This window comes from Oleiphilus sp. HI0061, from assembly GCF_001635675.1.
This window is the reverse complement of record NZ_LWFE01000592.1, coordinates 1-1,000: the sequence shown is the minus strand read 5'-3', so window position 1 is coordinate 1,000 and position 1,000 is coordinate 1. Positions and strand designations below refer to the sequence as shown.

General features: G+C 45.7%; 1 protein-coding gene and 1 pseudogene. One reads left to right on the top strand and one right to left on the bottom strand.

The window, feature by feature from the left end; all coding sequences use genetic code 11:
• Positions 1-180, top strand: a 180-nt coding sequence (locus A3735_RS31755) for a hypothetical protein (protein ID WP_231882496.1), incomplete at its 5' end; no start/stop codon positions are given.
• Between the two features lie 79 nt (positions 181-259).
• Here A3735_RS31755 and A3735_RS07710 read toward each other — a convergent pair.
• Positions 260-1,000 (bottom strand): annotated as a pseudogene (locus tag A3735_RS07710) (hypothetical protein); the annotation flags it as partial.

The window sequence follows — 1,000 nt, the reverse complement described above, 5'->3', positions numbered from 1 at the left end:
AAAGCAAAAAAGCCCAAGAAACCCAAAAAGCCAAAAGCCGAGCAGCACGGCAATCAGGCGAAGACCGACTCCGATAAAAATAAGCCTAGAAGAGCAAAAAGACGCCCTACTCAAAAGCAATCCCGCGGAAATCAGTCAAGCAGCCAGTCAAGTAACAAGGATATATGGAAACAAAAGTAGCCGTAGCCACTAAGAATTGTTTTGAAAGAACTTAAAAAGCTCAGATCCAGGTAATCTGAGCTTTATTGAAAAAAGACGATTAGATTGTTACAGAAATAGAGTCGGATAAGTCGCTTTCGAGGCCGTCAGTATCTACAACGGTAATTGCAAAATGATAATCACCATCGGCCAGCTCAGTAACAATATATGAGGTATCTAGACCATCGACCTCATGAACAGTATCAACCTCACCGTTACCAGCAACTTGATAGATTCTAAAGCCCTGTATTTCGTAAACTTCGAAATCTGAACCATCTGCTCGCTGACTTGGATAAGCCCAGCTAAATTCTATAGCGCCGAGAGACGCTTCTTGCTCCTGCCCGTCAGTAGCGTCAGAAGAACCTTCGTTGTCACTACCGCTAGAATCACTCGACCCGCTTTGACTTTCCCCACTGCCCGCTTGCTGGTCGTCAGAGCCACTGTCATCTTGTCCACCGACTACTGAGCCGCCAGTATCTCCAGCATCGCTTGAATTATCTGAAGAATCGTTGGAAGCCTCTTCACTGTTCCCCTGAGCCTCTTGCCCACCAGGCTCTTCAACTTGCTGAATTTCTACAGGTTCTTCGTCAGAGGTCGCTGCTGAGCCACAACCAACCAAAGCCAAGGGAGATAAACTAATAATCGAAGAAACAATGGCGCTACGTAATTTACTCTGTACTTTAAGAGCTTGGTCAATCTGTCTACGACTCAACCAGCCTTTATCGACGAGAATCTGACCCAAGGGCAGATCAGTGCCTTGCTGAGAAGCAATTGCTTCATTCAACTGCGTTTCGTTTATTAG